At 67.8% G+C, this 2,254-nt stretch carries 2 protein-coding genes; both read left to right on the top strand.

The features are described 5' to 3' along the window. Positions 1-1,417, top strand: a 1,417-nt coding sequence (gene argS, locus JMF90_RS34120) for an arginine--tRNA ligase (RefSeq protein WP_201326074.1), incomplete at its 5' end; no start/stop codon positions are given. A gap of 120 nt (positions 1,418-1,537) precedes the next feature. After that, the coding region (locus JMF90_RS34115; RefSeq protein WP_201326073.1) for a cell division protein at positions 1,538-2,254 on the top strand (717 nt) is incomplete at its 3' end.

Raw genomic sequence — 2,254 nt, 5'->3', positions numbered from 1 at the left:
GTCGGATCGCGAGAAAGGCAAGCAAGTGTTGCTGGAATTCGTGTCGGCCAACCCGACCGGCCCGCTGCACGTCGGTCACGGCCGTCAGGCCGCGCTCGGCGACGTGCTCGCGAACGTGATCGCGAGCCAGGGCTACGCGGTGCACCGCGAGTTCTACTACAACGACGCGGGCGTGCAGATCGGCAACCTGGCGATCTCGACGCAGGCGCGCGCGCGCGGCCTGAAGCCGGGCGACGCGGGCTGGCCGGAAGCCGCGTACAACGGCGAGTACATCGCCGACATCGCGCGCGACTACCTGAACGGCGAAACGGTCGCCGCATCCGACGGCGAGCCGGTCAAGGGCACGGGCGACGTCGAGGATCTCGACGCGATCCGCAAGTTCGCGGTCACCTACCTGCGTCGCGAGCAGGACATGGATCTGCAGGCGTTCGGCGTGAAGTTCGACCAGTACTACCTCGAGTCGTCGCTGTACAGCGAAGGCCGCGTCGAGAAGACGGTCGACGCGCTGGTCAAGGCCGGCATGACCTACGAGCAGGACGGCGCGCTGTGGCTGCGCACGACCGACGAAGGCGACGACAAGGATCGCGTGATGCGCAAGTCGGACGGCACGTACACGTACTTCGTGCCGGACGTCGCTTACCACGTGACGAAGTGGGAGCGCGGCTTCACGAAGGTGATCAACATCCAGGGTTCGGACCACCACGGCACGATCGCGCGCGTGCGCGCCGGCCTGCAGGGGCTGCATATCGGTATCCCGAAGGGCTATCCCGACTACGTGCTGCACAAGATGGTCACCGTGATGCGCGACGGCCAGGAAGTGAAGATCTCGAAGCGCGCGGGCAGCTACGTGACGGTGCGCGACCTGATCGAATGGTCGGGCGGCGCGGCCGCGGGCCAGGAAGCGGCCCCCGACCTGATCGACGAGGCAACCATCACGCGCGGCCGCGACGCGGTGCGTTTCTTCCTGATCTCGCGCAAGGCCGATACCGAGTTCGTGTTCGACATCGACCTCGCGCTGAAACAGAACGACGAAAACCCGGTCTATTACGTCCAGTACGCGCATGCGCGGATCTGCTCGGTGCTCAACGAACTGAAGTCGCGCTACAACGTCGACGTCGCGCAACTGCCGGGCGCCGACCTGTCGCAGCTGACGAGCACGCAAGCGGCGTCGCTGATGCAGAAGCTGGCCGAGTATCCGGACATGCTCACGCACGCAGCGAACGAGCTGGCACCGCACGCGGTCGCGTTCTACCTGCGCGATCTCGCTGGCGAATTCCACTCGTTCTACAATGCGGAGCGCGTGCTGGTCGACGACGAGGCGCCGCGCAATGCGCGCGCCGCGCTGCTCGCCGCGACCCGGCAGGTGCTCGAGAACGGCCTGGCGGTGCTCGGCGTATCCGCGCCCGCCAAGATGTAAGGATGTCAGCGCGGCCCCGAACCGGGCCGCGAATGGCTGCGGCAGCGGCCGCCGTCGGATGCGCGTCGTCGGATACCCGCCGCAGCCTTTTCACGATTCTTTTTGCAGGTGACTCAAGCAATGGCACAACCACGCCGAACTTCGAAGCAGTCGAAACAAGCCGGAGGGACATTTCTTGGAATCGTGCTGGGCCTGATCGTCGGCCTCGCAATCGCCGTGGTGGTGGCGCTCTACATCACGCGTTCGCCGTCGCCGTTCGTGTCGAAAGTCGCGCCGCCGCCGGCCGACAACGGCGCGAGCCAGCCGCAGCAGTTCGACCCGAACCGCGCGCTGCAGGGCAAGACGCCCGGCCAGCCGGTGCCGCAGGCCGCGCAATCGGCGCCGCCGAACACCGCGCCCGGCCAGGCCGCGAACCAGACCCAGGGCGGCCTGCTGCCCGAGCCGCAGATCGTCGAAGTGCCGCCGTCGGGTAACACGAACGGCGCCACCGGCTCGAGCAACACCACCGCGTCGAACACGCCGTCGTCGGGCAACGGCGTCGCCGTCGCGCCGAAGCCGGCCGATACCACGCCGCCGCCGAAGAAGACGCAACAGGCGCAGCAACAGCAGCAAGGCGGCGAGGACGACCTCGCCCGCTTCGCCGCGCAGAAGCAGGCGCAACAAGCCGCCGCGCAAAAGCAGCAGCAACAGCAGCAGGCCGCGAACACGCCGAAGCCGACGTCGTCGGCCGGGGCCGCGGCAGCAGCAGCGGCGAAGCCGCCGACCGCGAACGACGCGAACACCGGCTACTTCCTGCAGGTCGGTGCGTACAAGACGGAAGGCGATGCCGAGCAGCAG

This window comes from Burkholderia sp. E168m23 (assembly GCF_016586125.1).
Lineage (GTDB): Bacteria > Pseudomonadota > Gammaproteobacteria > Burkholderiales > Burkholderiaceae > Burkholderia > Burkholderia orbicola.
This window is presented reverse-complemented; position numbering and strand designations above follow the sequence as displayed.